The sequence below is a fragment of the Bacillus sp. UMB0728 genome (assembly GCF_002858875.1).
GTDB lineage: Bacteria > Bacillota > Bacilli > Bacillales > Cytobacillaceae > Bacillus_AB > Bacillus_AB infantis.
In genome coordinates, this window is sequence record NZ_PKLA01000002.1 from 488176 (window position 1) to 514620 (window position 26445).

At 36.7% G+C, this 26445-nt stretch carries 20 protein-coding genes and 1 pseudogene; 17 read left to right on the plus strand and 4 right to left on the minus strand.

The window, feature by feature from the left end:
- Nucleotides 1–1170: pseudogene (locus tag CYJ37_RS27105) on the plus strand (hypothetical protein); the annotation flags it as partial.
- A 434-nt stretch (nucleotides 1171–1604) separates the two neighbouring features.
- Entirely contained in the window at nucleotides 1605–2834 is a 1230-nt protein-coding gene (locus CYJ37_RS08210; RefSeq protein ID WP_101548982.1) for a Bcr/CflA family multidrug efflux MFS transporter, read from the plus strand.
- A 208-nt stretch (nucleotides 2835–3042) separates the two neighbouring features.
- Here CYJ37_RS08210 and istB read toward each other — a convergent pair whose 3' ends face one another.
- The 3 genes from istB to CYJ37_RS08225 form a co-directional block, all read right to left on the minus strand.
- Nucleotides 3043–3816: an IS21-like element helper ATPase IstB gene (istB, locus tag CYJ37_RS08215; RefSeq protein ID WP_009792737.1), complete on the minus strand. Its 774-nt coding sequence runs from the start codon at nucleotides 3814–3816 to the stop codon at nucleotides 3043–3045.
- Entirely contained in the window at nucleotides 3813–5345 is a 1533-nt protein-coding gene (gene istA, locus CYJ37_RS08220) for an IS21 family transposase (RefSeq protein ID WP_101548984.1), read from the minus strand. The genes istB and istA overlap by 4 nt, the downstream gene beginning before the upstream one ends.
- Before the next feature lie 186 nt (nucleotides 5346–5531).
- Complete coding sequence (locus CYJ37_RS08225; RefSeq protein ID WP_257964193.1) at nucleotides 5532–6194, minus strand: Ltp family lipoprotein; 663 nt, start codon at nucleotides 6192–6194, stop codon at nucleotides 5532–5534.
- Nucleotides 6195–6546: 352 nt separating this feature from the next.
- Here CYJ37_RS08225 and CYJ37_RS27905 point away from each other — a divergent pair, with 352 nt between their 5' ends.
- The 3 genes from CYJ37_RS27905 to CYJ37_RS08240 all read left to right on the plus strand — a co-directional run bounded on the left by CYJ37_RS27905 (nucleotide 6547) and on the right by CYJ37_RS08240 (nucleotide 9366).
- Nucleotides 6547–7083, plus strand: a complete 537-nt coding sequence (locus CYJ37_RS27905) for an excalibur calcium-binding domain-containing protein (RefSeq protein ID WP_101549666.1) — start codon at nucleotides 6547–6549, stop codon at nucleotides 7081–7083.
- A 320-nt stretch (nucleotides 7084–7403) separates the two neighbouring features.
- On the plus strand, nucleotides 7404–8582 hold the full coding sequence (locus tag CYJ37_RS27690; RefSeq protein ID WP_257964194.1) for a c-type cytochrome: 1179 nt from the start codon (nucleotides 7404–7406) through the stop codon (nucleotides 8580–8582).
- Between the two features lie 220 nt (nucleotides 8583–8802).
- Nucleotides 8803–9366 (plus strand): hypothetical protein, encoded by a 564-nt coding sequence (locus CYJ37_RS08240; RefSeq protein WP_101548986.1) that lies wholly within the window; start codon nucleotides 8803–8805, stop codon nucleotides 9364–9366.
- 161 nt (nucleotides 9367–9527) lie between these two features.
- Here CYJ37_RS08240 and CYJ37_RS08245 read toward each other — a convergent pair whose 3' ends face one another.
- On the minus strand, nucleotides 9528–10556 hold the full coding sequence (locus CYJ37_RS08245) for a hypothetical protein (protein ID WP_101548988.1): 1029 nt from the start codon (nucleotides 10554–10556) through the stop codon (nucleotides 9528–9530).
- Between the two features lie 1694 nt (nucleotides 10557–12250).
- Here CYJ37_RS08245 and CYJ37_RS08250 point away from each other — a divergent pair.
- From CYJ37_RS08250 to CYJ37_RS08305, 12 genes are all read left to right on the plus strand, one after another.
- Nucleotides 12251–14077 (plus strand): polysaccharide biosynthesis protein, encoded by a 1827-nt coding sequence (locus CYJ37_RS08250; RefSeq protein ID WP_101548990.1) that lies wholly within the window; start codon nucleotides 12251–12253, stop codon nucleotides 14075–14077.
- A 91-nt stretch (nucleotides 14078–14168) separates the two neighbouring features.
- Complete coding sequence (locus tag CYJ37_RS08255; RefSeq protein WP_101548992.1) at nucleotides 14169–14768, plus strand: sugar transferase; 600 nt, start codon at nucleotides 14169–14171, stop codon at nucleotides 14766–14768.
- Nucleotide 14769: 1 nt separating this feature from the next.
- Nucleotides 14770–15924 (plus strand): DegT/DnrJ/EryC1/StrS family aminotransferase, encoded by a 1155-nt coding sequence (locus CYJ37_RS08260; RefSeq protein ID WP_101549670.1) that lies wholly within the window; start codon nucleotides 14770–14772, stop codon nucleotides 15922–15924.
- A 48-nt stretch (nucleotides 15925–15972) separates the two neighbouring features.
- The gene (locus CYJ37_RS08265; RefSeq protein WP_101548995.1) at nucleotides 15973–16704 is read left to right on the plus strand and encodes a YveK family protein; all 732 of its coding nucleotides are present in this window, start codon (nucleotides 15973–15975) and stop codon (nucleotides 16702–16704) included.
- Entirely contained in the window at nucleotides 16694–17383 is a 690-nt protein-coding gene (locus CYJ37_RS08270; protein ID WP_308302648.1) for a CpsD/CapB family tyrosine-protein kinase, read from the plus strand. The genes CYJ37_RS08265 and CYJ37_RS08270 overlap by 11 nt, the downstream gene beginning before the upstream one ends.
- A gap of 17 nt (nucleotides 17384–17400) precedes the next feature.
- A complete protein-coding gene (locus CYJ37_RS08275) occupies nucleotides 17401–18165 on the plus strand; it encodes a tyrosine-protein phosphatase (RefSeq protein WP_101548997.1) in 765 nt (254 codons plus the stop codon).
- A gap of 4 nt (nucleotides 18166–18169) precedes the next feature.
- Nucleotides 18170–19516 (plus strand): O-antigen ligase family protein, encoded by a 1347-nt coding sequence (locus CYJ37_RS08280; protein ID WP_142385239.1) that lies wholly within the window; start codon nucleotides 18170–18172, stop codon nucleotides 19514–19516.
- Between the two features lie 29 nt (nucleotides 19517–19545).
- Nucleotides 19546–21084, plus strand: a complete 1539-nt coding sequence (gene murJ / locus CYJ37_RS08285) for a murein biosynthesis integral membrane protein MurJ (protein WP_101549001.1) — start codon at nucleotides 19546–19548, stop codon at nucleotides 21082–21084.
- A gap of 79 nt (nucleotides 21085–21163) precedes the next feature.
- A complete protein-coding gene (locus CYJ37_RS08290; RefSeq protein WP_101549002.1) occupies nucleotides 21164–22330 on the plus strand; it encodes a glycosyltransferase family 4 protein in 1167 nt (388 codons plus the stop codon).
- A 491-nt stretch (nucleotides 22331–22821) separates the two neighbouring features.
- On the plus strand, nucleotides 22822–24585 hold the full coding sequence (locus tag CYJ37_RS08295; protein ID WP_180827279.1) for a right-handed parallel beta-helix repeat-containing protein: 1764 nt from the start codon (nucleotides 22822–22824) through the stop codon (nucleotides 24583–24585).
- Nucleotides 24586–24639: 54 nt separating this feature from the next.
- On the plus strand, nucleotides 24640–25566 hold the full coding sequence (locus CYJ37_RS08300; RefSeq protein ID WP_101549006.1) for a beta-1,6-N-acetylglucosaminyltransferase: 927 nt from the start codon (nucleotides 24640–24642) through the stop codon (nucleotides 25564–25566).
- A 32-nt stretch (nucleotides 25567–25598) separates the two neighbouring features.
- On the plus strand, nucleotides 25599–26441 hold the full coding sequence (locus CYJ37_RS08305; RefSeq protein ID WP_101549008.1) for a hypothetical protein: 843 nt from the start codon (nucleotides 25599–25601) through the stop codon (nucleotides 26439–26441).
- The last annotated feature ends 4 nt before the right edge of the window (nucleotides 26442–26445 follow it).

The following is a 26445-nucleotide window of genomic DNA, read 5'->3' on the forward strand; positions in this document are numbered from 1 at the left end:
GAAGAACCACCTGCTGGTGGAGAAGAGGGTTCTGAAGAAGGAACTGTTGAAGAGCCAACAACTGGTGGCGATAATGAAGGTACTGTCGAAGAACCACCTGCTGACGGAGGCAATGGTGAAGGCGGCACTGAAGAACCACCTGCAACTGGTGGAGAAGAGGGTTCTGACGAAGGAACTGTTGAAGAGCCAACAACTGGTGGCGATAATGAAGGTACTGTCGAAGAACCACCTGCTGACGGAGGCAATGGTGAAGGCGGCACTGAAGAACCACCTGCAACTGGTGTAGAAGAGGGTTCTGACGAAGGAGCTGTTGAAGAGCCAACTGGTGGCGATGATGAAGGTACTGTCGAAGAACCTCCTGCTGAGGGAGGCGATGGTGAAGGCAGCACTGTAGAACCTCCTGTAACAGGTGGCGAAGACGAAGGAACTGACGAAGGTGAACAACCATCTGATGAAGACGGAGAAGGTTCCAATGAAGAAGAGCCACCTGCTCCACCTGTATATGAGTTTGAAATGAATACTGAAACTACAATTTCAGAAATCATTGAAGCTTTAATTGAGCAAGGTGCAGAACTTGTTATCATCACTGACAAGGACGGCAACGAAGTAACAGGTGTTGATAAACTTGAAGAAGGAATGCTTATCAATATTGACGGCGTTCTAATTAAAGTTGTTTTCGCAAAACCGGGAGTACCAGTTTATGATGATGAAGAGGAAGCAGTTCAAGTTCCTGCTGACAAAGAACTTGAAGATTTCTCTAAAGAAGTTGGTAAAGTGAAGCAAGAAGCCAAACAATCGATCCTTACAAAAGAGCAAGCAACTGCCGCATATGACAAAGCTGTAGCAGAACTTACAGCCGAAATCACAAAGGTACCAGGAGGTCTAAAGCTTTCTAAGGAAACTGTATCATCTGTATTTGGTAAAGTTAGCGCAGTTGCCGAGAAGCTAGTTGAATTCGGTAACAAAAAGCAAGCTGTTGAATTTACTTCTGACGTTATCGTGAAAGTTGCTTCTAAAGCAGAGGCTAAATTTGTTGCAGACTTTATTAAGGAATTGTTTGACGGTGGCGTGCTTGATGTTGAGGCTATTGATGCAATCCTTGCAGAACTAGAGAAGCAAGGTGTAGACACTGCTGAACTGAAAGCACTTGTTGCTTCTTTCAAGAAGTAATAACATAACAGGAAGGGAATGGAAGACTTTTACCATTCCCTTTTCTTTTCGTTTATATTGAAAATATTTATTAAAAAATTCATTATTACCAGAAAATAACTTATAAGGTAATATAGATGGAAATGTCACTAATGCAGACTATAGAAATATTCAATCAAAAGCCAGCACCAATTCCTCCTCGAAACATCAGATACACAATTTTGGGAAAATCGGAGTTCTGACCCACGTTCAAGACCTCAGAGCCACAGCAGGTCCCTTGGCTCAATTGCCTTTTTTTAGCCGGTACATGTAGACTCAATCTATTTATAAGAAAAGTTAACCCAAAAATCTAAATTAAAATCTTGCATATTAAGTGAAAAACCCTGCTGGAAGTTATACAATTACAAAGGAATTATTAAACCATTAATCTACTTCATAAGAAAGGCGATAGAAAATTGAACTTATCAAAGAAAAAAAGAGTACAGCTAGCTTTTCTGTTGGGGTCTCTAGCCATTTTAGGCCCATTTACGATTGACACGTATTTGCCATCATTTCCTACTATAGTTAATGAATTCCACACAAATGCTTCGCTGGTCCAGATCAGTTTAACCACTTGTTTATTAGGACTCGGATTAGGTCAATTAGTTATAGGACCTATGAGCGATGTGCATGGTCGTCGTAAACCATTGCTCATCTTCCTCACTTTGTATTTTATATCCTCTGTAACTTGTGCCATCGCACCAAATATTTATACATTGATCGTTTCTCGTTTTATTCAAGGCTTTGCAGCTGCAGGGGGATTGGTTATCTCAAGAGCCATTGTACGGGATTTGTTTAGTGGACGGGAACTTACAAAGTTCTTTGCTTCTTTAATGCTGGTTGGGAATCTTGGTCCCATTATCGCGCCAATTATAGGTGGTGCGATTCTGACGTTTACGAGCTGGAAAGGAGTTTTTATTGTCCTTGCTTGTATCGGCGTGGTTTTCACAATCATTGTTTCCTTGAAACTTGAAGAAACGCTGCCAGCTGAAAAACGGGTACCGGGAAATTTCAAGCAAGTCATTAAGAACTTCGGAATGTTATTAAAGGACCGTGAATTTGCGGGATATGCCTTTACTCAGGGATTTATAACAGCCGGGATCTTTGCTTATGTGTCGGGTATTTCTTTTGTCTACCAAAACATTTATGGAGTTTCCCCTCAAGTATTCAGCTTCTTATTTGGCGTAAATGGAGTCGGCTTAATCATTGGGACTCAACTGGTTGGCCGATTATCAGATTATATAACGGAAAAAACATTCTTGAAAATTGGATTATGGCTTTCCAATACAGCTGCTATTCTTTTGCTGACGGCCCTTCTGCTAAAGGCACCGCTTCTGTTAGTTGCGCTTCCTATTTTCTTTTTAGTCATGTCCATCAGTATTATTGGAACAGCATCATTTTCCCTGGCCATGGAAACAAAAGGGCATGTGGCCGGAAGTGCATCTGCTTTATTAGGGGTGCTGCCGTTCCTGCTTGGTTCCATAACAGCTCCACTTGTTGGAGTAGCGGGTGAGTACTCCGCTCTTCCAATGGGGATTATTATTTTGGCTGCAAGCTTGTTGGCTTTCTTATCTTACTTTTTATTAGTTCGGAAAGGCTCTTTGCATCAGAAAGGACCAGGCGCATCTGTTCATAACAACTTGTAATAGCAAAGATTAAAAACACCTTTCTATCGTTAACAGATCTCCGCTGTAATAATGAGAAAAGATGCAGGTAAATGTAGTTCAAATTTCCTCCGAACGAGTAATCTTTTATTGATCCGGCACCAAACAAAAGTTCAAAATAAAAGCCCGATGTAACCGTCAAGTAGAAATCAACAGTTTTTAGCAAATAAGATTAAACAGTTTTCATCAATTAAGATTCAACACTCTGGTTATCAAATAACGCTTTTCTGTATTTCATTCTGATACTGTCCTGTTCTTCGCTGAAGGTCAAAATTTCACTCCGATGAAGGAGACGATCCAGTATGGCTGTCGTAAGTGTCGGATCCCCAAGGAACTTTCCCCATTCTCCAGGACCTTTATTAGAGGTAAGGATAAATGCAGCTTTGTCATACATCTCATATATAAATTGAAAGAATAAATGGGCATCCTGTGGTTCATAAGCCATATACATGACATCATCAATGATAATCAGATCAGATTTGACTATACGGTTATATCTTGTTTTAGATTTACTAATGTACTCTCTTGATTTTAAGACATAAATTAAACGATCCATTGATATAAAAGAAACCTGGTACCCACGCTCTATTGCGTGGATACCTAAGGCAGTTGATAGATGGGTCTTGCCGACACCTGTTGGTCCCATCATAATTAAGGTATAAAATTCATCAACCCATGATAAATGTTTTAAAATATTTAGCTGTTTTTCTCCAATCGCTGTCTGTTCCTCAAGTCTAAAGTTTTCAAATGTTAAAGCTTCTGGAAACTCAGCCCACTTCATTAATCTTTCACTGTTTTTTCTTTCCCTACAACGCATTTCATGACTAAGAAACTCATGGATAAATTCATGATAGGTCCATCCCTTTGCCTCAGCTTCCCTTAGAAGAGAAGGTAATTCCTTGGCTGTCTCAGCCAGACGTAAGGTTCTGCATTTATCCTGAAGTGATTCGTAAGGTTGGCTCATTGATTTGCTCCTCCTTGAAGGACACTAAAATAAATATCTTCCCTTCGTTCGGGGGCAACTAATTCCTTATATTTCTCGTTAGCGATTCCAGTTTCTTTATGTTTCTTTCGGCTATGGATTTCTAAAGTAATGGCAATATCCCTAAGATCATTTGCACTAGTCAACCGCAACCGTTTCATTTCGCTAAGTGCCTCATCGATGAAAGATGGATGTTTTAAAATGACAGATTGTACAACTTTAAGCTGATCTACTATATGGCGTGGATATTGATCAGAGAGAATTTCCATCAGCCAACTTGCAGCTTGTTTATCGGTTAACATTTCTTTGATTTGCTGTATTAATAGATCCCGTTTAGGCTGTTCACGTTCCCGATGGGAAGGCTCTGAAATAACAGCACCACTTCCTTGTGCAATTTTATGCTTGGCTAGTGGTTGCCCATTTTGCTGCAGTCGTATGTATAGATACTCAGTATCTGTTCCGACATAAGCTATATTGGGAGCTCCTTTTCGGTAAGTACCGCGCGGTACGCTGTACCTGTTCCCATCAAACCGTATAACATTGTCTTTGTTTATAGTTCTTGTTATACTGGTACCTAAGATATCTTCAAAAATGTAAGTACCGGAGACCGGTTGTAGGTGTGGCTTTTCCAGGGCGAACACCTCGACAGGTCTCTTTTTTATATTATGATGTACTTTATAATTCCCGGTTCTCTTTAACCAACTCATACTAGATTCCTGCCAATCTAGTAGATTATCAAAAGTACGGTTTTTCGCAAAGTTATTCTTTACATATTTCACTACTTGCTCTATTTTCCCTTTAGACTCTGGATCAGACTTTCTGCATAGGTAGACCTTAAACTTTCTTGTCTGTTGATATTTTGTGAATTCCACCGTCATGATAAGATCTCCAGCGTTTTCACTAACAGCGAGTAAACGATCTTGGTCGTAGACGATTTCAATAGACATGCCTCCATAAAAACGGAAGGCATTTTCATGCATTCTAATAAGATCTGATGCTCGAAAAGGTCGGTCTAGCCATTCTACATATTTATATCTTGAATGGGCTAAAACGAATCCAATAAAGTAGAGCCGTTTAAATGTTCCATTCGTTGTAGAGACCTTCACCTGGCCAAAATCTACTTGTAACTGTTGAGCCATTGGAAGGTCCGGGACTGTACTATAACTTCTCTCAGAAACCATTTTAGGGATATGATAAGCTTCACGTAACTCATTGACATAATTCCTCACAGTTCCTTCTGAGACAGCACTAACGTCTAATTTCTCCCCCAACCAGTCCAATACTTGAGCTCCTGATAAGTCTGGGTGTTCCTTTAACCATCCAATGATTTTTTCCCGAAAGGGATCTAGCTTTTTACTCCGGCTTTGTAATGAGATTGAAAACGAGTAAAACTCTTCTGGTGACATCTTTCCATATTCAATTACTCTATTCCTAGAAATCTTTAATTTTCTAGCTATCGCACTATTTGTAAAACCCTCACTGCGAAGCTTATGAACCTCGTTGTAGATCATCAGTCTTTCCACTCCTGTTTATTCCTCGCTTTCCATAGACTGATTTAAGTATATAGAAAGGGGATCAATTAAGATAAACTGTTGATTCTTAATTGTTGGAATCTGTTTAGCTTTATTTGTGGAAAACTGTTGATTCTAGTTTATCGTTTACACCCGACCACAGTTGTGGTCGGGCTTTTTCCTGTTCTACAAATGATCTATCGCGTATTGTGCTTCTGCCTCAGTGAATTTTTCTCCGTATTCCGAAGTCAATTGCTCATAAATATCCGCGTCTGACATATTCATCAATTCTGCGTAAGATTGAGCACTCTTCAAGGCATTTTGCTTCCAATCGACTTTCAAATTATTGATCGCATATTGAGCAGCTGCTGGAGGGAATTTCTCTCCATACTCAGACACTAATTGATCATAAATTCCTGCCTTTGACATGTGCATCATATCCGAGTATAACTCTGCTGTTTTTAGGGCTGCTGTATATTCTCTAGGGACACTTTGCGCCTTAAGCAGAGCTAGTTTAGCTTTAGATGGAGTTTCATATTTTACTTTCGTATTTTTTTGGACAAAACTCCCGCCGCCTACGCCATATAGACCGCCATGATTGCTCTTATAGCTGTAAACCCGGTATTCTTCCCCTTTTTTCAGCGTACGGACAGTAGTCAATGAACCATTGCTGGCGATCTTAACCAGGTTTGTATTTGATAAAATAGTAACTTTACCTATCTGGCCTATTTTCAGTTCTGTTTTACCCCACATAATCTTAGTAGCTGCATTGGCTGTTTGAACGCTGTAAGAAGCAAAACCAATTAACAGCAAAAACATGATGAAAGATTTGAATAGCTTAGAAAACAAATTTCTCTCCTCCTATACTTTATAGAACAATTATACAATCAAAACAATATTTAGGGAGCAACATTTTATACAAAAAGTCCTAGTAAAAATTCCCTTGTCGAACCGGATATAATACTAGTCTTGAATTAAACGTCGGGAGTTCATTGTTATGATAATTTGTATCCTGATAATGAGAGATTTAAATGGTTTTGGTTTGAACCCGAATTTGTATTAGATTACGAAGGAGAAGGTGTAGATAAATTAGAATACAAATAAATCCCAAAAACTATTGCAACAGTTCTCCAATATTTGTATATTTTAAATTATAGTACAAAAATACTAATCTGCTCAGGAGGAATTGATATTGAATAGAATGGCAAAGTTTGTGATGGGTCTTGTCCTTAGCTTTTCATTTTTAAGTTTTTCATTGGTGGATACATATGCCGCCTCAAAAGTAATGTGGGGGAAAACAGAGCTAAAGCTTGGCCAGATTGGAAAGGTAACGATTCTTTCCAATACTGAATTGGTTAGCCTTGATGCAAAAGGATCTGTTAAAGTTGTTCGAAAACTAAAAGCCGGAGAAGAATTCAGGGTTTACAGCTATAAAGGAAACCAGGGCGGTTTTTATGGAGTAGGCGGAGGAAGCTTTGTGCCTAAAAGCAATAAGGTCAAATACGAAACACCCTCCAAGGCTAAGTTAGCACTGCTGAAGCAGCAATCAGAAAGCAAAAGCTCACCATCAAAGCCAGTAGATCATGGAGATGGGCTTTATGTGATTCCCGGAGCACCATCGTCTTTTCCTAATTGTACTGCAATGAAAGAATATTATCCGAACGGTGTAGCAAAAGGGCATCCTGCTTATGAGTCAAAACATGATCGGGACAAGGATAATTGGGCATGTGAGAAGTAGAAGGAAATAGCGCTGCAGGATTACCTTTCAGTGATCCTGCAGCGCTATTTATTTTTGTCTGTTTTGCGGTGAGTTGATGGGATGCCAGGAGTACGGAAGTTGGCGGAATTATGTACATGTGTGAACCGTAAATAATTTGATGTCCTAGGAGGGGCATAGACTTAAAGGGGCTGCCACTATTTAGATGGAAAATTCTTTAAAAATATTTAGGCGAATCTTCAAAATAACCTTTAAATTTTGTCTGGTTACTCCGTTATAATACTTGAGGCACTTGGTGCAAATAAATGGTTTGGGTCCAATTTCCCAAGAGGAGACACCTGATGACATACATAAAGAGTATAATAAATATCTTTTTATTTTTATTGAAGGCAGCTTTTACCCTTATAATTTTAATGTTGATTTTTGTAAAAGCAGTCGAATGGGGATTGTATTTTGCTGTTGTGAAACCGAAGGCTGAAGATATAGCTTTTGATTTAACTACCTATGTTGAAGCAAATGATCAGACCCTTTCAGATGAGTGGTTAAAGGCATATGTACATAATAAAAGGAATTCAACATACCTAAAGGATAATGAATGGGTGGAGGTCAGTTATCTTCAATACGGTAATGATCGAAGGTTTAAGATCAAGGTCAGCCTAAGAGCTGAGTATTTGGATGGATCGGTATCTACTGCAGCAACAATTGAAACTCAAAGTATTAACTTTGGAGAAACACCGACCGCTTCAATATATAGTAAATACGGTAACTTATATTCAATGAGCAGCGATATCCTCGTTGAGGAAAGCGAGAATACCAATGACGAAAAAGAAACAGGTTCACACGACATGAAAGAAGATCAAAAGAAGAAAGAAGATATAACAGAAAAAACAATCAGTTATACTTCAATAAGTGAAGATGAAGTCAAAGAATTTGTAGAAGAATATGTTGAGTTAGGGATAGAGGCCATAAATAAAAATGATTTCTCATATATTGAACCTATGCTGGATCCGCTTGGTGAATCATATCTGCAGAGTCAAAATGCTGTTGATAAAGTCAACAGTCAAGTGAGACAGGAGGAACTACTGGAATTTCAAGCTAACAGTGTAATTATATTAGATGAATTCACTTACAAAGTTTCGACATATGAAGAGTACAGAATAACATATGATGACGGTAAAGTTAAAGTCAAGGGATATAACAGTGATTATCTGTTGAAAGAAGTAGATGAGGGTCACTTAGCAATGAATAAGACTCTGAATGTTAACGAAGTATCGAGTCATGAGCTTGTGGACTATGGGTTGTCTGCTGAAGAAATCTACAAACAAACCTGTATCGGCTGTCACGGCAGTAATTATGAAGGTGGCGTCGGTCCCTCTTTATATAATGTAGGTTTTAGATACAGTGAAGAAGAAATTGTAAACATTCTATTAAATGGAAAGGGCTCTATGCCAGAAGGATTGGTATCTGAAGAGGAAGCAGATAGCATGGTGCAGTATTTGTTGGAATTGGACGGTGAGTAGTGATATTAGGTTCCTGTCACTTTACGGCAATTCTTGTTTTATAGTATTCTTAGCTCCAGACTGTATAGGGGGCCTGACCCCACATTCGATGAAGTAACAAAGTGTATTGTTTACTCCAAAATAAAAGTGCGAAGTTTTGCAAAATAAATTTGCAGAACGATGCACTTTTTTGCTTCCCTCAACCTGAACACCTGTGGTATTCTGCAGGTGAAAAATTGCCATGCAGAAAGGTGGAAATCATGTGGTTTTGTTTGTTAAAAATTTCAGAGGTGATACCTATTTTTTACACAGCCGGTTAACAAAGAAAGGAAACCTCTCTTATCATTTTTCAAAAAAGACTGAAGGCGCAGCAGATATTCAGGATGTCCCTGAAGGATATGAAATCTATGAAGAGCCAAACGGTAAAGTGTATTTGAGAAAACAGATTATCTCACCTATCAAAGCGGACGAGCTCCGGCTGATTGAAGAGGGAATGAAGAAATACTCAATCATTGAGGATTTTAAATTAGATGTCAAAAAGGATGCCGTTTATATCTATCAGGCAGTCGATTCCTTCGATGACGCTCTAATACCCAAGCCATTGCAGGAGAAATATAAAGTATATGAGACATCTCTCCGCTATACTCTCATTGACAAGGATGAGCGTACATTTGAAGTTGAACGATTTTGTTATACGGGCAGTATTGACGACTGGATTTACCTTGATGGACCGGATCAGCTGGAACGTTTAGTCCGTGAGTACACACCACATTTAGGGAAAGAGTCTTTTTATGAGTTGATGTAAAGTTTTAGGTACCCGTCACTTACAAAATAAGGGCAGGAAAATGTAAAATTTTCAAAAGGTAGGATCGATCTGATAATAGAAGGTCTGACTATCCTGCAGTAGGAAAACAACCCATCACACAAAAAAGAGACCATACTGCCTAATGGTCTCCGCTTAATTAATTATTCAACAATATCTGCAACAATTCCAGGAAGTGAAATGTTATAGCCAGCCTGTGATTCATAGCTGTATTTACCGTACACTTCTCCATAGATTGTAACGATGTCTCCATCAACAAAGTCAGTATAACCTTCATATTCTATGAAAACAATTTCTCCTGGATTGTAGCCATAAGAAGTTTTAGTAACCGCCAGGCGAATGTTTGTCGTATCATTTCCTTCAAGAATCTGAACAATTTCACCTGTGTACTTTACATATTCACCTGTATAACGGTCAGGATTTTTCTCCAGTTGCTTGAAATCAATTGTTGTGGCTTCACCCTTTTTCTTTTCAAGCTTCATCTGATCAACTTGTTCTTGTGTATAAGCATCTTTAATTTCCATATCTCCAAGGGCAATGTCCTCTACCACATAACCTTTTTCAGTTTCTGTCAGATTGCCGTTGAATTTATACTTCTTGTTAACCTCTTTAAATTCTCCAAGCTCATCTAGCAAGTGCTTATTCGAATCTAGGTCTTTATCGACAGAAAAACTTGCCGATATTGGATATGTTCCATTGATAACATATTCAGAACCATCATATTCATCTTCATAATCACCAATTACCACTTGTACTTTTCCATTCTGTACTTTACCGTGGTCTGGAACCAATGGAAAATCAGTTTCGCCTTCTCCGCGGAAGCTAGCGTAAACCTCTGTGTTCTCCGGCAGGTTCGTTGTGAGATTTAGAGTTACAGCATCTGTATCTTTGCTATAGGCAGAAGACTCAAGTTTAACAAAAAGTTCTTCTTTAGGTTCTTCTTCTTTTTTCTGGGGTTTTTTCTCTTCTGAAGTTCCATCAGCAGCGGTCTCTTCAGCAACATCTGCATCAGAGTCGGTTTCAGTAGTAGTAGAAATCACCACAATAAAGAGCACAAAGGAAGCAAGCCCAATTAGGAAGTTTCTTTTGGCCTTCCCATTTTTCTTAACCAATGAAACAATAAATAATACAGAAAATACAATCCAAGCTAAAAACAAAATAACGCCAAACATATTAAAATTATCCCCCTAAAATATTATCCATTTGCAATCGTATTGTAACATTTGTAAAGAAGGAAAGGGCTAAACTGCTTGAACTTCCATTATTAAAACAGGTCAAACAATTATTTCCATATAATATCTGGTCCGGATAATATTTTGTTGGCTCTTTTATGAGTTATTGAATTTGAGCGAAGACAGTGTAGTCTAAAAGGCTCTGAAGGGCTCGCTTCAGGAGCTTGAAGGCCAGGAGAAAATTAAGTCTGAGGATGCTGAGGCGATAACGGAAATGGCAGATGAGCGCTTGAGTGTTCTTGGTGAATACAGCGGGAAGCTTGAGGAAGCTGCGCAGGAGAAGATCACTGTGAGGAAGGATGAGTTGTTTGAGGAGATGGATTGAGGTAAAGAGCTGACCGGCAGGTGAGATCTTGTGACCTAGCAATACCATTCAAAAGTGTATAACTAATAGATCAAAGTAAAAGGTGTGCAGATGAGCCGAAAGGTTATCTGAATGCCTTTTTTGTTTTTTCCTCTTGCCTTCATTAGATTCGGGGCATGAGGAATAGTAGGTTTTTGTCATTTTTATATCAGATGACTTCTAACTGCGTGCGACTTTACCAAATTAATGGTCTTTCGTTTGTTCCTATTAACTTGGTATGTACCGCCTAGTATTTAAGTAGGATTTAACAGGCCAGATGTGTAGATCTGTTTTTTGTTGTGTGAAAATATTCCAGACCACACAATCTTGAATGTTTAAAGTGCTAGTTAGTTTTTAATCTTTTTTGTTTAATTTCTTATTAAATAAAGGCTAATAATACGGCGATCAACTCAGTTGATTACACCGGTTGATAATTGGTCCTATATAATGCGCAGGCAAGCGGGGAAGGGTTACCAAGAGTGTCTTAAAGAAGAGTCTGCCTTTCAGTAATATATTCTGGGCAGGTTCTTTTATGTTCAGTATTTCTCCTTCAATCACCTATCTTTTTCAATAAAAATAAAATTAAAAAGGACTCGTATCTTACACTTCGTTACCCTACTCTAAGACAATGGGAATATGTATAAGATGTGATAGTCTTTTACCAACCGGCAGGCGAGGGTGATTCGGTACCTATCACCAGATACTAAGATAATTAAAGGCAATATACAAAAAAAGCTTCTAAAGCATGATTTCTGAAAATATATTTATTTTTGAGAGTATCTCCAAAAGGATAAGTGGGAGTATACAAATTTAAGATTTGTTTGTTTTTTGTAGAGAACAAATTTTGTGAATGTTATTTACAATCTAGATAAAATGCACTATTATAAGAACGTATAATTCATTTTAACGAACAAGGTTAATGGGAATTTAATTATTAACTTATTAACCCAAATTTTGAGTGTGATAGTTTATATAATAAAGCGGAACGTTTTTTTTTATTCGTTTTGTTCTTTTTAGAGAACTTCTTGTTCTTCTTGGAATATAATTAGCTAAATATACGGGTAATGCCTCCTTCACCCTTATCAATGAAGGCACTCGATTATGCTGTGGGTTTATAAAGCCTTAGACGGGGGTCGTCGATAGTGTGATGTGAGGGGGGGTTGAATGCCCCAGTATACAATTTAACCATTAAACAAAAGAACTTCTGGAATATTAAGAAAAAATTTACATAGTTGTCTCAATGTTTGGGGTTAGCTTTTAAAAGGGTCTGTATCGGAAAGGGGGAAATGGAATGAGCTACAAACAAAGAGTCACATTATTTTTAGTTGTTGATACATGTATAGTATTAATTTCTATATTTATAAGTTATTTTCTGGTTGAAGCTAAATTAAATATGATGACAAATTCATTAATTGTCCTGCTTTTGGCTGTATTGGCTAATCACCATTCATTTGCTTTTAAATTTCACCTGTATAAAAAAGCTTGGGAGTATGCCGGTATCGGTGAACTACTGGTAATTATTAAAGTTGTTTCAGCTTCAATTGTTGGAGGCGCAATCATTCAACAAGTGCTTATCCAGGAAGTCCCTTTCCGTTTATTAGCTGTTGCATGGCTGCTTACTATCATGTTAATTGGAGGGTCACGATTTTGCTTCAGGTTATATCGCACCTCCTATATAAATAATGGTCAAAATAGTAAGAGAGCAATAATTGTAGGAGCGGGTTCAGCCGGTATCATGGTTGCTAGGCAGCTTTTAAAAAATAATAAAGTTCCTCTTGTACCTGTAGGATTTATTGATGATGATTCCAAAAAGCAAGGGCTGGATATCTTGGGAATACCTGTATTGGGAGGTGTGCCTGATATTTCAGAAATGGTAAATTTGCTAGACATTGATAATATCGTTATAGCCATTCCATCCCTTAGCAAGAAGGGATTAAACAAAATTTTCCAAGAGTGTGCCAAAACAACTGCCAAAACAAAAATTTTACCGATGCTAGAGGATTTGGTTACTGGAAAGGTCTCGGTTAATCAATTTAGGGATGTTAATGTGGAGGATTTATTGGGAAGGGAGCCTATACAACTTGATATTGAAAGCATCTCACAATATATTACTGGAAAAACAATTCTAATTACTGGTGCGGGTGGTTCAATAGGATCCGAAATTTGCCGTCAAGTTGCTTCTTTTCAGCCAACGAGAATGATTCTTCTAGGGCATGGAGAAAACAGCATTTATACAATTGAAAGTGAATTAATAGACCTATTTGAACATACAGGAATTGAATTTATTCCTGAAATTACAGATATACAGGATGCTGCAAAGGTTAACCTGGTCATGAAGATGTATCAGCCCGATGTCGTCTACCACGCAGCAGCACATAAGCATGTACCATTGATGGAACGGAATCCAGAGGAAGCGATCAAAAATAATGTAATTGGCACGCTGAATGTTGCAAAGGCTGCAAGTTGCAATGAAATAAAGAATTTTGTCATGGTTTCAACCGATAAAGCTGTTAATCCAACAAGTGTGATGGGTGCAACAAAGCGATTGGCTGAAATAATTGTTCAGGAAATGAATAAGCAGAGTAATACAAAATTTGTTGCTGTTCGTTTTGGGAATGTCCTTGGTAGCAGAGGCAGTGTCATTCCTTTATTCAAGAAGCAAATTGCAAAGGGCGGACCAATTACCGTCACTCATCCGGATATGGTTAGATACTTCATGACAATACCTGAAGCTTCCAGATTGGTTATTCAAGCAGGAGCTTTAGCCAAGGGCGGTGAGATATTTGTTTTGGACATGGGAGATCCTGTGAAGATAGAAGACCTTGCCAAAAATCTTATAAAGTTATCAGGTCATTCTATTGAGGATATCGGAATAAAATATACAGGTATACGGACCGGAGAGAAATTATTCGAGGAATTGCTAAAAGATGAAGAGGTATACGATAAACAAATATATCCCAACATTTATATTGGGAAAAGAACCCAGATAAATGCCAGTGAAATTGAAGAGTTTTTAAACAATTTTTCTAATATGGAAAGACCTGAATTACGTAAAAATTTGTTGATTCTTGTTAACAAAAAATTGGAGTTTAAGGCAGCTATGGCTGTATCAGTTTAATTAAAAAGTCCCGTAAATTCTTAAGATACACTATAAACGTGGCGAGTATCCGGTCTTTCATTTGGTGATAAAAAAGGTGGAGGATTAGTATATGAAAAGAATTATAGATTTATTGGGAGCTCTTTTATTATTTATCATTTTTTCCCCATTATTTATAGTGATACCTCTTTTAATTAAATACAAACTTGGCTCTCCCATATTATTTAAACAACTGCGCCCGGGATTAAATGAGAAGCCTTTTTATTTATATAAGTTTCGCAGCATGGAAGAATTAAAAGATCTGGAGGGAAAGCTTCTTCCGGACTCATCCAGAACCACATACTTAGGGTCTTTTTTACGAAAGTACAGTCTCGATGAACTGCCGCAATTAATTAATGTATTGAAGGGTGAGTTGAGTCTGGTGGGACCAAGGCCATTATTAATGGATTATCTCCCCTTGTATTCGAAAGAACAAGCCAAGAGGCATCAAGTCAAGCCTGGAATTACAGGATGGGCGCAGGTAAACGGACGAAATGCTATTTCCTGGGAAGAAAAATTCACCCTGGATGTTTGGTATGTTGACAATCACTCTCTATTACTGGATTTGAAAATTTTTTGCATGACATGTATAAAGGTTATCCGTTCCGATGATGTAAATGTAGACGTCCCTGATTTTACAGGAACAAACAATAATGAGAGAGAGTGTTTATAAAATGATCAATACATCGGTAAATAAAAAAATCTTTCTTTCTTCTCCTCATTTAAGTGGCAATGAAATGGAATATATTCAAGAAGCTTTTGAAACAAACTGGATTGCGCCTTTAGGACCAAATGTTGATGCTTTTGAAAAGGAAGTAGCCAGCTATGTAGGAGCTAAGGGTGCAGTTGCCCTAAGTTCTGGTACTGCTGCAATTCACTTGGCTCTCTCGGTATTAGGGGTTAACAAGAGTGATTTTGTCTTCTGCTCCAGCTTGACCTTTATTGCTACAGCAAATCCAATATTGTACTTGGGAGCTGAGCCAGTTTTCATTGATTCCGAACCTGATACTTGGAACATGTCTCCAACAGCTTTAAAAGAGGCTTTCATTATCGCAGCAGAAAAAAACAAACTACCCAAAGCAGTGATTGTGGTTAATATATATGGTCAATCAGCGAAGATGGACGAGCTAAAATATATTTGTTGCCAATATGATGTACCAATTATTGAAGATGCAGCGGAATCTTTAGGATCCATTTATAAAGGTAAAGCAAGTGGGACAAATGGAGAAATTGGTGTTTATTCGTTTAATGGAAATAAAATTATTACTACTTCAGGAGGAGGTATGCTCGTTTCAGACGATACCGGGACACTAGATAAAGTTAGGTTTTTAGCTACTCAGGCTAAGGACCCTGCTCCCTATTATCAGCACAGCCAAATCGGATACAATTATCGTTTGAGTAATATATTAGCAGGAGTTGGAAGAAGCCAACTAAGGATGTTAGACATTAGAGTAAAACAGAGAAGGCGGATATACACAACTTATTACAAGGAATTATCCCATCTCCCTGGAATTACATTCATGCCGGAACTTGAACAAAGCACATCAAATAGGTGGCTGACTGTATTAACTATTGACAAGAATAAGGCAGGTGTATCGAATTATGATATTTTGCATTATCTAGAAAGGGAAAATATAGAAGCAAGGCTGGTATGGAAACCTCTGCACCTTCAACCTTTATTCACTGAAAATTCATTTTTCTCACATGATGGTGGAGAAGGCATATCGGATAAATTATTTGATACAGGAATTTGTTTACCATCTGGTTCAAACATGAGCTTGGAAGATCAATACAAGGTTATTCAATGTATTGGGACAATAATAAGCTAGCGTAAGTAGTAGTAACAATACAAATCAAAAAACTAATTGGAGGTCTATATGAATGAAACAGTAAATATACTGGATTTGCTCTTAGTTTTAAAGAATAGGTGGAAACCGATTATTCTTTTAAGTTTATTGCTTCCGATAATAAGCGGCTTCATTACCTATTTTCTTCTTACGCCAGTATATCAAGGAACTACGCTAATATTAGTCAACTCAAAGAGCTCTGAGAATATAAGTGATCTTAGTCAATTAAGTGACAATATTGGATTAATTAATACCTATGGCGGGATTATAAAGAGCCCTGTAATTCTCGGTAAGGTTATTGAGGAACTCAACCTTTCGGAAAGCGTCGACCAACTCACTGGTAAAATTACCATTAACAGTCAGCAAGATTCTCAAATTTTTTCTTTGATCGTTGAAGATAATGATGCTAACCAGGCTGTGCTCATTGCAAATACAATTTCAAAGACATTCCAGAAAGAGATAAAAGAGATTATGAGGATCGATAATGTAAATATTCTAGCAGAGGCAGAGATAAAGGAGCACCCAACTCCGGTAAAGCCTAATCTATTATTTAATATTGCTATAGCATTTGTTGTCGGCTTCATGGGAGGGATAGGTGTAGCAATGTTATCAGAGGTCATGGATTCAACATTAAAGGATGATCATGACGTGGAAGCCTATCTAGGCCTACCCATTCTCGGTTCTGTTCAAATGGCACAGAAAAAAGATACTGAGGGAAAATGGATATCACGTAAATTAAGGAGGCAAACCTTTGAGGCATAAAGTAAAACAATTTACTAAGAAAAATATTCCCTTAATTGCTCTTGCTAATCCGCAATCCCCTATGAATGAACAATATCGAATAATTAGGAATAACATTCACTTTACTTCAGTTGATAAGAATATTAGTTCTATACTGATCACATCAGCATTCCCCAATGAAGGAAAATCGACAACAGCTGCTAATCTGGCTATTGTTCTTGCCCAAAAAGGAAAGAAAGTACTCCTGGCAGATGCGGATTTAAGAAAACCGACCATTCATTGTGCCTTTTCTTTGAGTAATTTAGATGGCATTACAACTGTATTGACTAAGGATTGTCAGTTGGAATCAGCAATATTATCTACGGAAGTCCCAAATCTTGATGTGCTGCCTAGCGGGCCGACTCCACCAAATCCCTCGGAACTATTGGATTCTAACTCAATGGACATTTTGATGAAGGAATTAAAGTGCCAATATGAATATATAATTTACGATACACCTCCTATCTTAGCAGTCGCTGATTCACAGAACCTTGCAAACAGATGTGACGGAGTGGTTATGGTGATTTCCAGCAGGAAAACTCGAAGGGATAGAGCAATTAAGGCAAAGGAACTTTTGGAGAAAACAGGCTCCCAAATGTTGGGAGTGGTTATAAATGGGGTGAATCATAAACGCAATGATTATTATGGAGATTACTATTAGAGTAGGGAGGATTGCAAGTGGTCGATTTGCATTGTCATATTATTCCTGGATTAGATGATGGACCGTCGGATGAAACAGAATTTCTAGAAATGGCTAATGCAGCAATAGAGTCTGGAATTACTCACATATATGCAACTCCACATCATTTAAATGGTCGATTTATAAATACAAAATTTGAAATACTAGAGAGCGTTTTTAAAGCAAACGATCTACTACAACTTAATAATATATCACTGTTTGTTCATCCTGGACAAGAACTAAGAATTCACGGGGGGTTACTTCGCTCTATTGAAAGTGAAGAGGTGCTAACATTAGATAATAATGAATCTTATTTATTAATCGAACTGCCCGCGAGTGAGGTACCCCCGTACACTCACAATATTGTTTATGAACTTTTACTAAAAGGTATAACCCCTATCATAGTACACCCAGAAAGAAATAATATTATTAGAGAAAATCCTGAAATTATCTATGAATTAGTACGTGAGGGAGCAATGACACAACTAACGGCTGGAAGTATTTTGGGTTTTTTCAGTAAGAAAGTACAGTCGTTTGCTGAACAGATGATCAAACATCATTTAGTGCACTTTATTGCCACGGATGCCCATGACATCAAATTTAGAGGTTTCTCACTTCAGTATGCTTATGACCATATCTCTGTTAAATATGGAAAAAAGTCAGCCGCTTATTTTAAGGATAATGCTTATAAGCTTATGCAAGGAGAAAGCTTAAAACTTGAGGATCCCTTGCCGATAAGGAAGAGGTTTATAGGGGTTTTTTAAAGTATTGCTGGAAGGTGGAAAAATGGTGCACAGTACGTTCAAATTGGAATATAAGAGCACTGCATTAAGCCTATTTATTATCTGTATAGCTGCCTTACTTCATCATTCTAATGTCATATATGGGATAAATCTTTCTTTCGCTGATTTTTTTTGTATCCTACTATTAATTTATTTGTTTATGGTAAAACAATTATATATTCCTATTAGTCCTCTTATTTGCTTCTTATTCTTATCCGTACAGGTTATTGTTACAGCATCCTTTTATATCCCATTGAGATTCGATTTATTTGTAATTCCCACAGTAATTTTAAGTGATTATTTAAAGTTGCTAGCTTTATTTGGCTATTTTATATTGGGATATAATTTATCATCTCAAAATTTAATGGGAAAATTGCTGAAAGGATACTCAATATCTGGAATTCTTATTGGGGCTGCGGGTATAGTTATGACTTTTACTCACTTAGAATTTTATAGGGAGTTTTTCTTTTTTGGGGGCACTAGATATCGTGGCCTGATGATAGATCCCAATTATTACGCTGTTTTACAAGTTACATCATTGGTGTTTTTAACCAGGGTAAAAACGGTAGAGGTAAAATATAAATATATCGCTGTAGTTATAATCTCCTTATCTGTTCTAATATCTGGATCAAAAACAGGCCTTATGACGTTAGGGTGTTATTTGATAATAAGATTGCTGGAATATCTGTTTTTCACAAGAAAAAAAATAATGCTATTTACTTGTCAACTATTGGTGTTAAGCTTATTACTTTTTATTACTCCTTTGATATTCGATAAAATTCAGTATTTATTTAATAACATAGCTACGAATATTCCTTCATTTGGCCGCATTTATAATTTGGTTACTGACTTTAACGGTGCCATTACTGAAGAAGGATCCGGAAGAGCGGATACATGGAAAACAGCTCTTCAAATAATTCAAATCTCTCCATTTTTAGGTGTAGGAATTGGGATGTATACTTCATTGGCCACTGACCTATTTAATTTTAACAATGTTGCCCATAATACCTTTTTACAGTTATCTGCAGAATGGGGAATCCCTCTGGCACTTTCTTTTTTTGTATTTATCGCCTTTTCTCTCGGAAAAATAACTATTTACTCTTCTCAAACTTCTGTAATGAATTTAATCCTAAGGGACATAATTATCATTCTGCTAATTGGGTCATTGGCTATCTCATTAAACAATGCAAGAATGCTTTGGTTGTTCTTAGGTGCTACAGTGTACTTTTTGAAATTGCATCACTCTCGAAAACCGTCCAATAACCGCTGCATTACAAAAGAGAGAAAGTTGGAACGCGAGTTTAAAGGAAATGTCAATTTTCCGAAACTTTAGAACGGTAATTTGAAATAGCAGGAGATTGTATGAAAAAAACCATTATTTTGTTAATGCTGATAGCGATAATCTCGAAGTTATTCGGTTTTTTAAGAGATATCAGTTTATCATACTTCTATGGTGCTTCTGAAATCAGTGATATTTATTTAATTTCCTTAACGATCCCGACAGTTCTTATTGCGATCATCGGTGATGGAATTTCTACAGGCTTCGTCCCCATGTACACACGAATTGAAACTAAATCTGGCCTGGAAAAGGCAAATCAATATACAAACAACTTAGCAAACTTTGTTCTGTTAATATGCATCGGCATTTTTATAATAAGTTTTATTTTTACACAACCAATCGTTAAACTCTTTGCGTCTGGCTTTAATACTGAGACGTTAGAATTGGCTGTTATTTTTACTAGAATAACATTAGTAAGTGTTTTTTTTAGTGGACTTATTTACGTTTATACTGCTTTTCTTCAATTGAAAGGAATTTTTGCTATCCCCGCAATTATGGGTTTGCCAGCAAATATTATCATTATTGTTTCTTTTATAGCAAGTTCGCAGACTAATATATATGTATTGGCTGTAGGCAGTATGGTTGCCACTGTCTCTCAATTTCTCTTACTTATTGTCTATTGCCATAAGCATCAATACCGTTATCAATTACGCTTAGATATTAAAGACAGTAATCTAAAAAAGATGATGTATCTAGCTTTGCCTGTTATCTTAGGATCTTCGGCTGCACAGATTAATCTGCTAATTGATCGAACTTTGGCTTCTCAAGTTGTTGTTGGAGGGATATCGGCCTTAAACTATGCAAATACAACCAATTTGGTTGCGATAGGAGTTATTGTTTCTTCAATCACATCAGTTTTGTACCCTAAGATTTCCAAGGCAGCATCCGAAAACAATATAACAGGTATACAAAAACATCTATCCAATGCTATGAATACCATTCATCTTTTCGTTCTCCCAGTCTTAATTATTTGTTTACTATTTCCCAAAGAAATTATTCAACTCTTGTATGGAAGAGGAGAATTTGATACACAAGCAATTGACACGACCTCCCAAGCCTTTCTGTTTTATTCAATCGGTCTGGTTGGACTAAGCCAAAGAGAACTTTTCTCTAAGGTATTCTATTCAATGCAGGATACAAAAACTCCAATGATAAATGCAACCTTTTCAATAATAATTAATATTATTTTGAACTTTACCCTGTATCGGTTCTTAGGGATAGGAGGTATAGCCTTGGCTACAAGTATTTCTGTCCTATTTTGTTCACTACTTCTATTCATTCAACTAAAAAAGAGAATGGGAGGCTTTAAAGTAAAGTCCATTGTGATCACCTTTTTTAAATCATGCTTGGCCGCTGTTGCAATGGGGGCAGTCAGTACTATCAGTTATGGCCTATTACAAAATTCAGTTGCTTCTACACTAGCTTTTACACTTGCTGTTTTGGTGGGTCTTTTACTTTATATAGGAATCATTCTTGTGATGAGAATTAATGAAGTACAAAGCGTTGTCTCTCATGTTAAGTTCAAGCGTAAGGAAAAAGATGGTATAAAACAAGTATCCTAAACAATACTGTCTTTAGAATGATGGTGATCTTTAAGAATAGCAAGGTTTCTTCGCAATAAATTGAAAAGGAGAAGGTTGAATGAAAATTTTGTATGTTACCACGAATTCGAATACTGTGAATGCCTTTCTGGTGCCACATATTAAGTTCCTTGTGGAACAGGGGAATGAAGTCGATGTCGCATGTAACATCATACAGTTAATCAACAATGAATTATTGACAATAGGGTGCAAGGTTCATCCTGTTGAATTCCAACGTTCACCTTTAAAGAAAGAAAATATTACCGCATATAAAAAGGTGAAGGAAATTATACAAAACGAAAAATATGATCTAATCCATGTACATACACCTGTAGCTTCTTTCATAACACGCTTTGCCTGCAGAAAAAATAAAAATGTGAGGGTCCTATATACAGCCCATGGATTTCATTTTTATAAAGGAGCACCTAAAGTCAATTGGCTCCTCTATTATACGATAGAAAAATTCGCAGCCAGATGGACAGATACTCTTATTACCATGAATGATGAGGATTATGAAGCAGCCAAAAAAATGAAGATGCGAAATGGGAATTCCGTGTTTAAAGTAAATGGTGTTGGACTCAACCTCAAGAAATTCTTACCACAGACAAAAGAGAGAAAAGAGAGGCTGCGAATAGAATACGGGTTTGAACAATCAGAATTGATATTAATCTATGTGGGAGAGCTAAGTTATCGGAAACGTCAAGATCTCTTAATAGAGGCTGTGGGTTTGTTAAAGGAAGAGATTCCTAATTTGAAGCTTCTGCTTGTCGGGGATGGAGATCTAATGAGCTTATATAAAAAGAAAGTTCAGCAGTTCGAGGTCAATGATCAGGTGGTTTTTATGGGATATCGAAAAGATGTTGCTCAACTGATGACTTTATCTGATATAGCAGTTTCTTCATCAAGACAGGAAGGTTTACCGGTGAATATTATTGAAGCCATGGCAACTGGATTACCAATTATTGTAACAGATTGTAGGGGGAATAGAGATCTTATAAGTAATGGTGTTAATGGACTCATTGTAGGAGAGGGAGATGTCTTTGCTTTTGCTAAGGAAATAAAGGAACTATATTATTCAGAAACATTGAGAAAAGCTTGTGCAAAAAAGAATAGAGAATGTATTCAGAACTATGCAATAGAAAAAATTATTGGGGACTTGGATGAAGTGTATAACAAGCATTTGATAAGTATTAAAAGTCATGCAAAAAACACTGTATCTCAATGGTGAGATAGTTATATGAACCCAAAATACAATTATCATGGGTAAATTTAACTGTGAAAAAACAATATACAAGAGCCATTGATTTATTTTCTAGAAGGTTAAAAATCTTTTGCTAAAAAAGCAGGATATTCCGTATATATGAAAAGAAAGCCAGATTGGAAGCTTGTAAACGCTTAAATATACCTTACTTGTGAAGAATCTTTGCATTACGGCCATTACTCATTATGTTTCTCCCTATAAATCTATTGGAGAAAATACCATTTAGCAAAGGCAATTAGTAAAGATTTATCTTTGAACAAAGTAATGTTATAAGCGAAGGGGTTGTTTTTGACGTGATTTTTAGAAGGAAGCGGAGGCTTTATCTAGTAATTTATTCAGTTATAGTATTCCTTCTAGTTGCTGTCTTATTGGTATGGTGGAATAGCCAAAAGTCTTCCAATGAAAGTATAACTTTAGATGAAACAGACATCTCATTAGGGAAAGGTGCTATTCATCATATGTTTGTGATTAAGGATCTTAAAGGTGGGAACAAATTAAATGTAACTAAGGAGAGTCATTTTCATTCTTCAGATCCTGAGGTAGCTGCCGTGGGCCCAACTGGCGTTGTAACAGCAATCATGGAAGGTGAAGTCCAAATTACAGCCAGTTATAAAAACATAAAAAAAATATTGAAAATAAAAGTATTGTCTCAAATGAACCAAATAAGTGTAAAAGACTTTGGAGCAATAGGGGATGGTAGGTCTGATGATACTGCTGCATTTCAAAAAGCGATTAACAACCTTTCAGCTAATGGTGGCGGAAACCTTTTTGTTCCCTCAGGCACTTATAGTTTACATCCTATTTTTCTTGAGCCGCATGTAAATCTGGTAGGGGCAAGTCAAGATTCAGTGATAATGCGGCTTTCAGATGATGTACCAGTTGGACAAAGGCGTTTGATTAACATGAATGATTATACGAAAGTTGAAAATATAACGTGTGATGGTAATAAAGGGCAATACCCCAATGGAACAGAACATATGCATTGTATTTTTGCCTATGATTCTGATCACATAGTCATCGACCATAATCGATTGATTAATGCTGTTGGCGATGGAATATCAATTTCCGGTTCTAAAAATTCTAGCGATTTTGTTGTCATAACAAATAATATAGTGGAGGAAAATCAACGTGCCCAAATTGTCATCGAACAAGTAAATCATGTAAAAATCCTGAATAATATTATTACTTCACATACGGGAAGCTCAACTATTCACTTTGAGCCTTGGGAAGATATGAAACTATCTGATGCGGATATAAGTGGGAATAAATTGACTTCAACTGTAGACGGGAACTGTGTACTACTTAGAGGTTCGGATTCTGAACAGACAAAGATTGCGGAGGCGGGTAATCTTTATTATGGAATAGAGTTCTACAATAATTATGTAAGCTGTCCATCAGGAGTTTTTTTAATTCAAGATAGCCTAGGCGCAAAAATATATAATAATGAGTTGAATGTTCGCAATATACATGTATGGAGAAAAAACCAAGAGGTGAAGATTTATCAAAATGAGATAACTAGTGAAGTAGGTGTCATGATTGAAGGCGGGTCTGATGGCAGATTAGTTTCTACTGGAACGGAAATTAAACAGAATACATTCAATACTTTAAACGAAGGTATTTTAATTCAGGCTGGAACTGAGGAAACCAAAATTCTGCAAAATAAATTTACCGGAAAAGAAACAATGCCTGCTATTAAATTGTTTGCATCAAATGACTTAGAAGATATAACCATAGCGAGCAACGATTTTAAGGGATACGAAAAGGGAGTATATTTTGAGTATTACGGAGATTATTTTATAAACGACGTAAAAATATTAAATAATGTGTTTGTTAATATCAAGAGTTATGCTTCCTTAATAAAGGGTCCGGTTCATCAGGTGGTAATAGCGGAGAATGAAATTAAGGATTCATCTGGTGTGTATCTCCATGTTCATGAAGGACGTCCGATGAGTGACATTGTCATATCAAATAATAAAGTTACCGATGGTGAAGAAGGAATAATAGTGGAAGAGTATGGGAGAGGGTCATTAAACGGATTAACAATCAGCAAAAATTATCTTTCCGGATTAAGTAACGGAGGATCATATGCTGCCATTGACGTGGATTTTATTCCGGATAATTTAAAAATCACTGAGAATGAGTTAATCAACAATGATAATAATAAAATTTCATATCCAGTGTCTCTGAAAAAGGAGGTTAAAAGAAATAAAATATCCGAGTAATGCGATAACAAAGAATAAAGTTGACTTTTTATAAAATCTAAGGAGAAGTAGAAGATGAACAAACCACGTAGTGCTTTTATTCTGCAAATCCATAAAAACCCAAGCCAGGTGAACAAGTTCATCCAACAATTAATAGGAGAAGGAGGAGCAGACGTTTATATTCATATTGATAAAAGACAGCATGAGAAAGTTAAGGAAGAAATTATTACTAGCGAATTTGTGAAAATACTGGAGGAATCTGTTGTTTGTGAATGGGGTGATTTTAGTCAAATTGATGCTACTATTCTCCTATTAAGAGAGGTACTAAATTCAGAGCAACAATATGATTTTGTTTCCTTAAGGAGCGGTCAGGATCTATTAATAAAGAATGGATTTCAAAACTATTTGGCAACAAATAAGGGAAAAATATTTATGGAATTCTTTGATATTACCTGGAAGAACAAAGGTGCTGTATTAATGAATTGGCCGAGAATAACCAGAAGAAGATATACCTCTGCACACCCTCTCCGGATATATAGAAAAATGATTAAAGTTTTTTATGATAATGGTGTGGTTCTGTTTCCTAATAATCATTATTGGCCAGAAAATTATGATTTTTTCTGTGGTTCCCAATGGTTTACTATGCCGTTAGAGGTAGCAAGATACATGGTTGAATTTCTAGACAATAATCCATGGTATTATGAGTATTTCAAAGACACATATACTCCAGATGAGTGGTTTTTTCATACATTAATAATGAATTCGCCTTACAAGTCAGCGATAGTCAAAGATAATTTATTGTACTTAAGAATGGGTGAAAAGTTAAGGGAGAGAAATTCTCCAGTATGCCTAACTGAAAAGGACATTCCACACATGTTAACCTCTGGAAAGTTTTTTGCCAGAAAATTCGATGTAGTCGTTGATGAGAGAGTCGTGGACTATTTTGCAGGTCAGATTAACTTTGGTGGAAAAACTGGTTTAGCTCACGCTGGAAATGATTGAACATTGTAAATCAGATTAAACAGGAGGTAGCTATGTTTTCAATTCAATATAAACGGAGTTTTTTCTCAATAAGAGAAGATATTGGGGTTCCTCCGTATAATATCAACATAGGGAATGCAGATATTTATTTGCAGCAGGAACTTTTGCTATCAGAACCGACGAAGGCTGATACCAATCTTTTAAAGGGATCTTTCCGTTTAGTGGTTCCAAACTATCTGATTAATTTGGAGGAAGAAGAAGAGGGGATTTTTCAGAGAATCCACAAAAATACTAGATATAAAATTAAGCGTGCAATGAATCGGGATGAATTAACGTATATTGAGCTTACCCATCCAAAAAATGAGGAAATTGAAAAATTTAGCGAGTTTTTTAATCCATTTGCAAAAGAGCGAAACATTCGGCTCTGTGATGTAAGTAAGTTGATGGCTATTAGGGATCAGAGGTCCTTGGTTATTTCGTACGTTGTCAGTAAAAATAATCAAGTCCTTTGTTATCATGTACATCACAAAGAGGAAGAACAGGGATATTTGATTTACTCTGCTTCTAAACGATATGAAAAGAGTGACTCCTTAGAGCGTAATTTAATTGGAAGAGCCAATAGGTATTTACATTGGAAAGATATTCTGAGTTTTAAAGAAAAAGGGTGTAAATGGTATAACTTTAGCGGTAAAGTTTTGAATGAAAGAGATCAGGGGGGACAAAACGTAAACAAATTTAAAGAAGAATATGGACCAACCGTGGGATATGATTCGAGGACTTTTTATGCAACAAGTATAGTCGGGCGAATCGGTCTCTTTTTTTTATACCTTAAATGGAAAAGCAGTGCTGAATATAAATTCACTAAAGAAACCGAAGTGAAGAAGCTGATACTTTAACGTT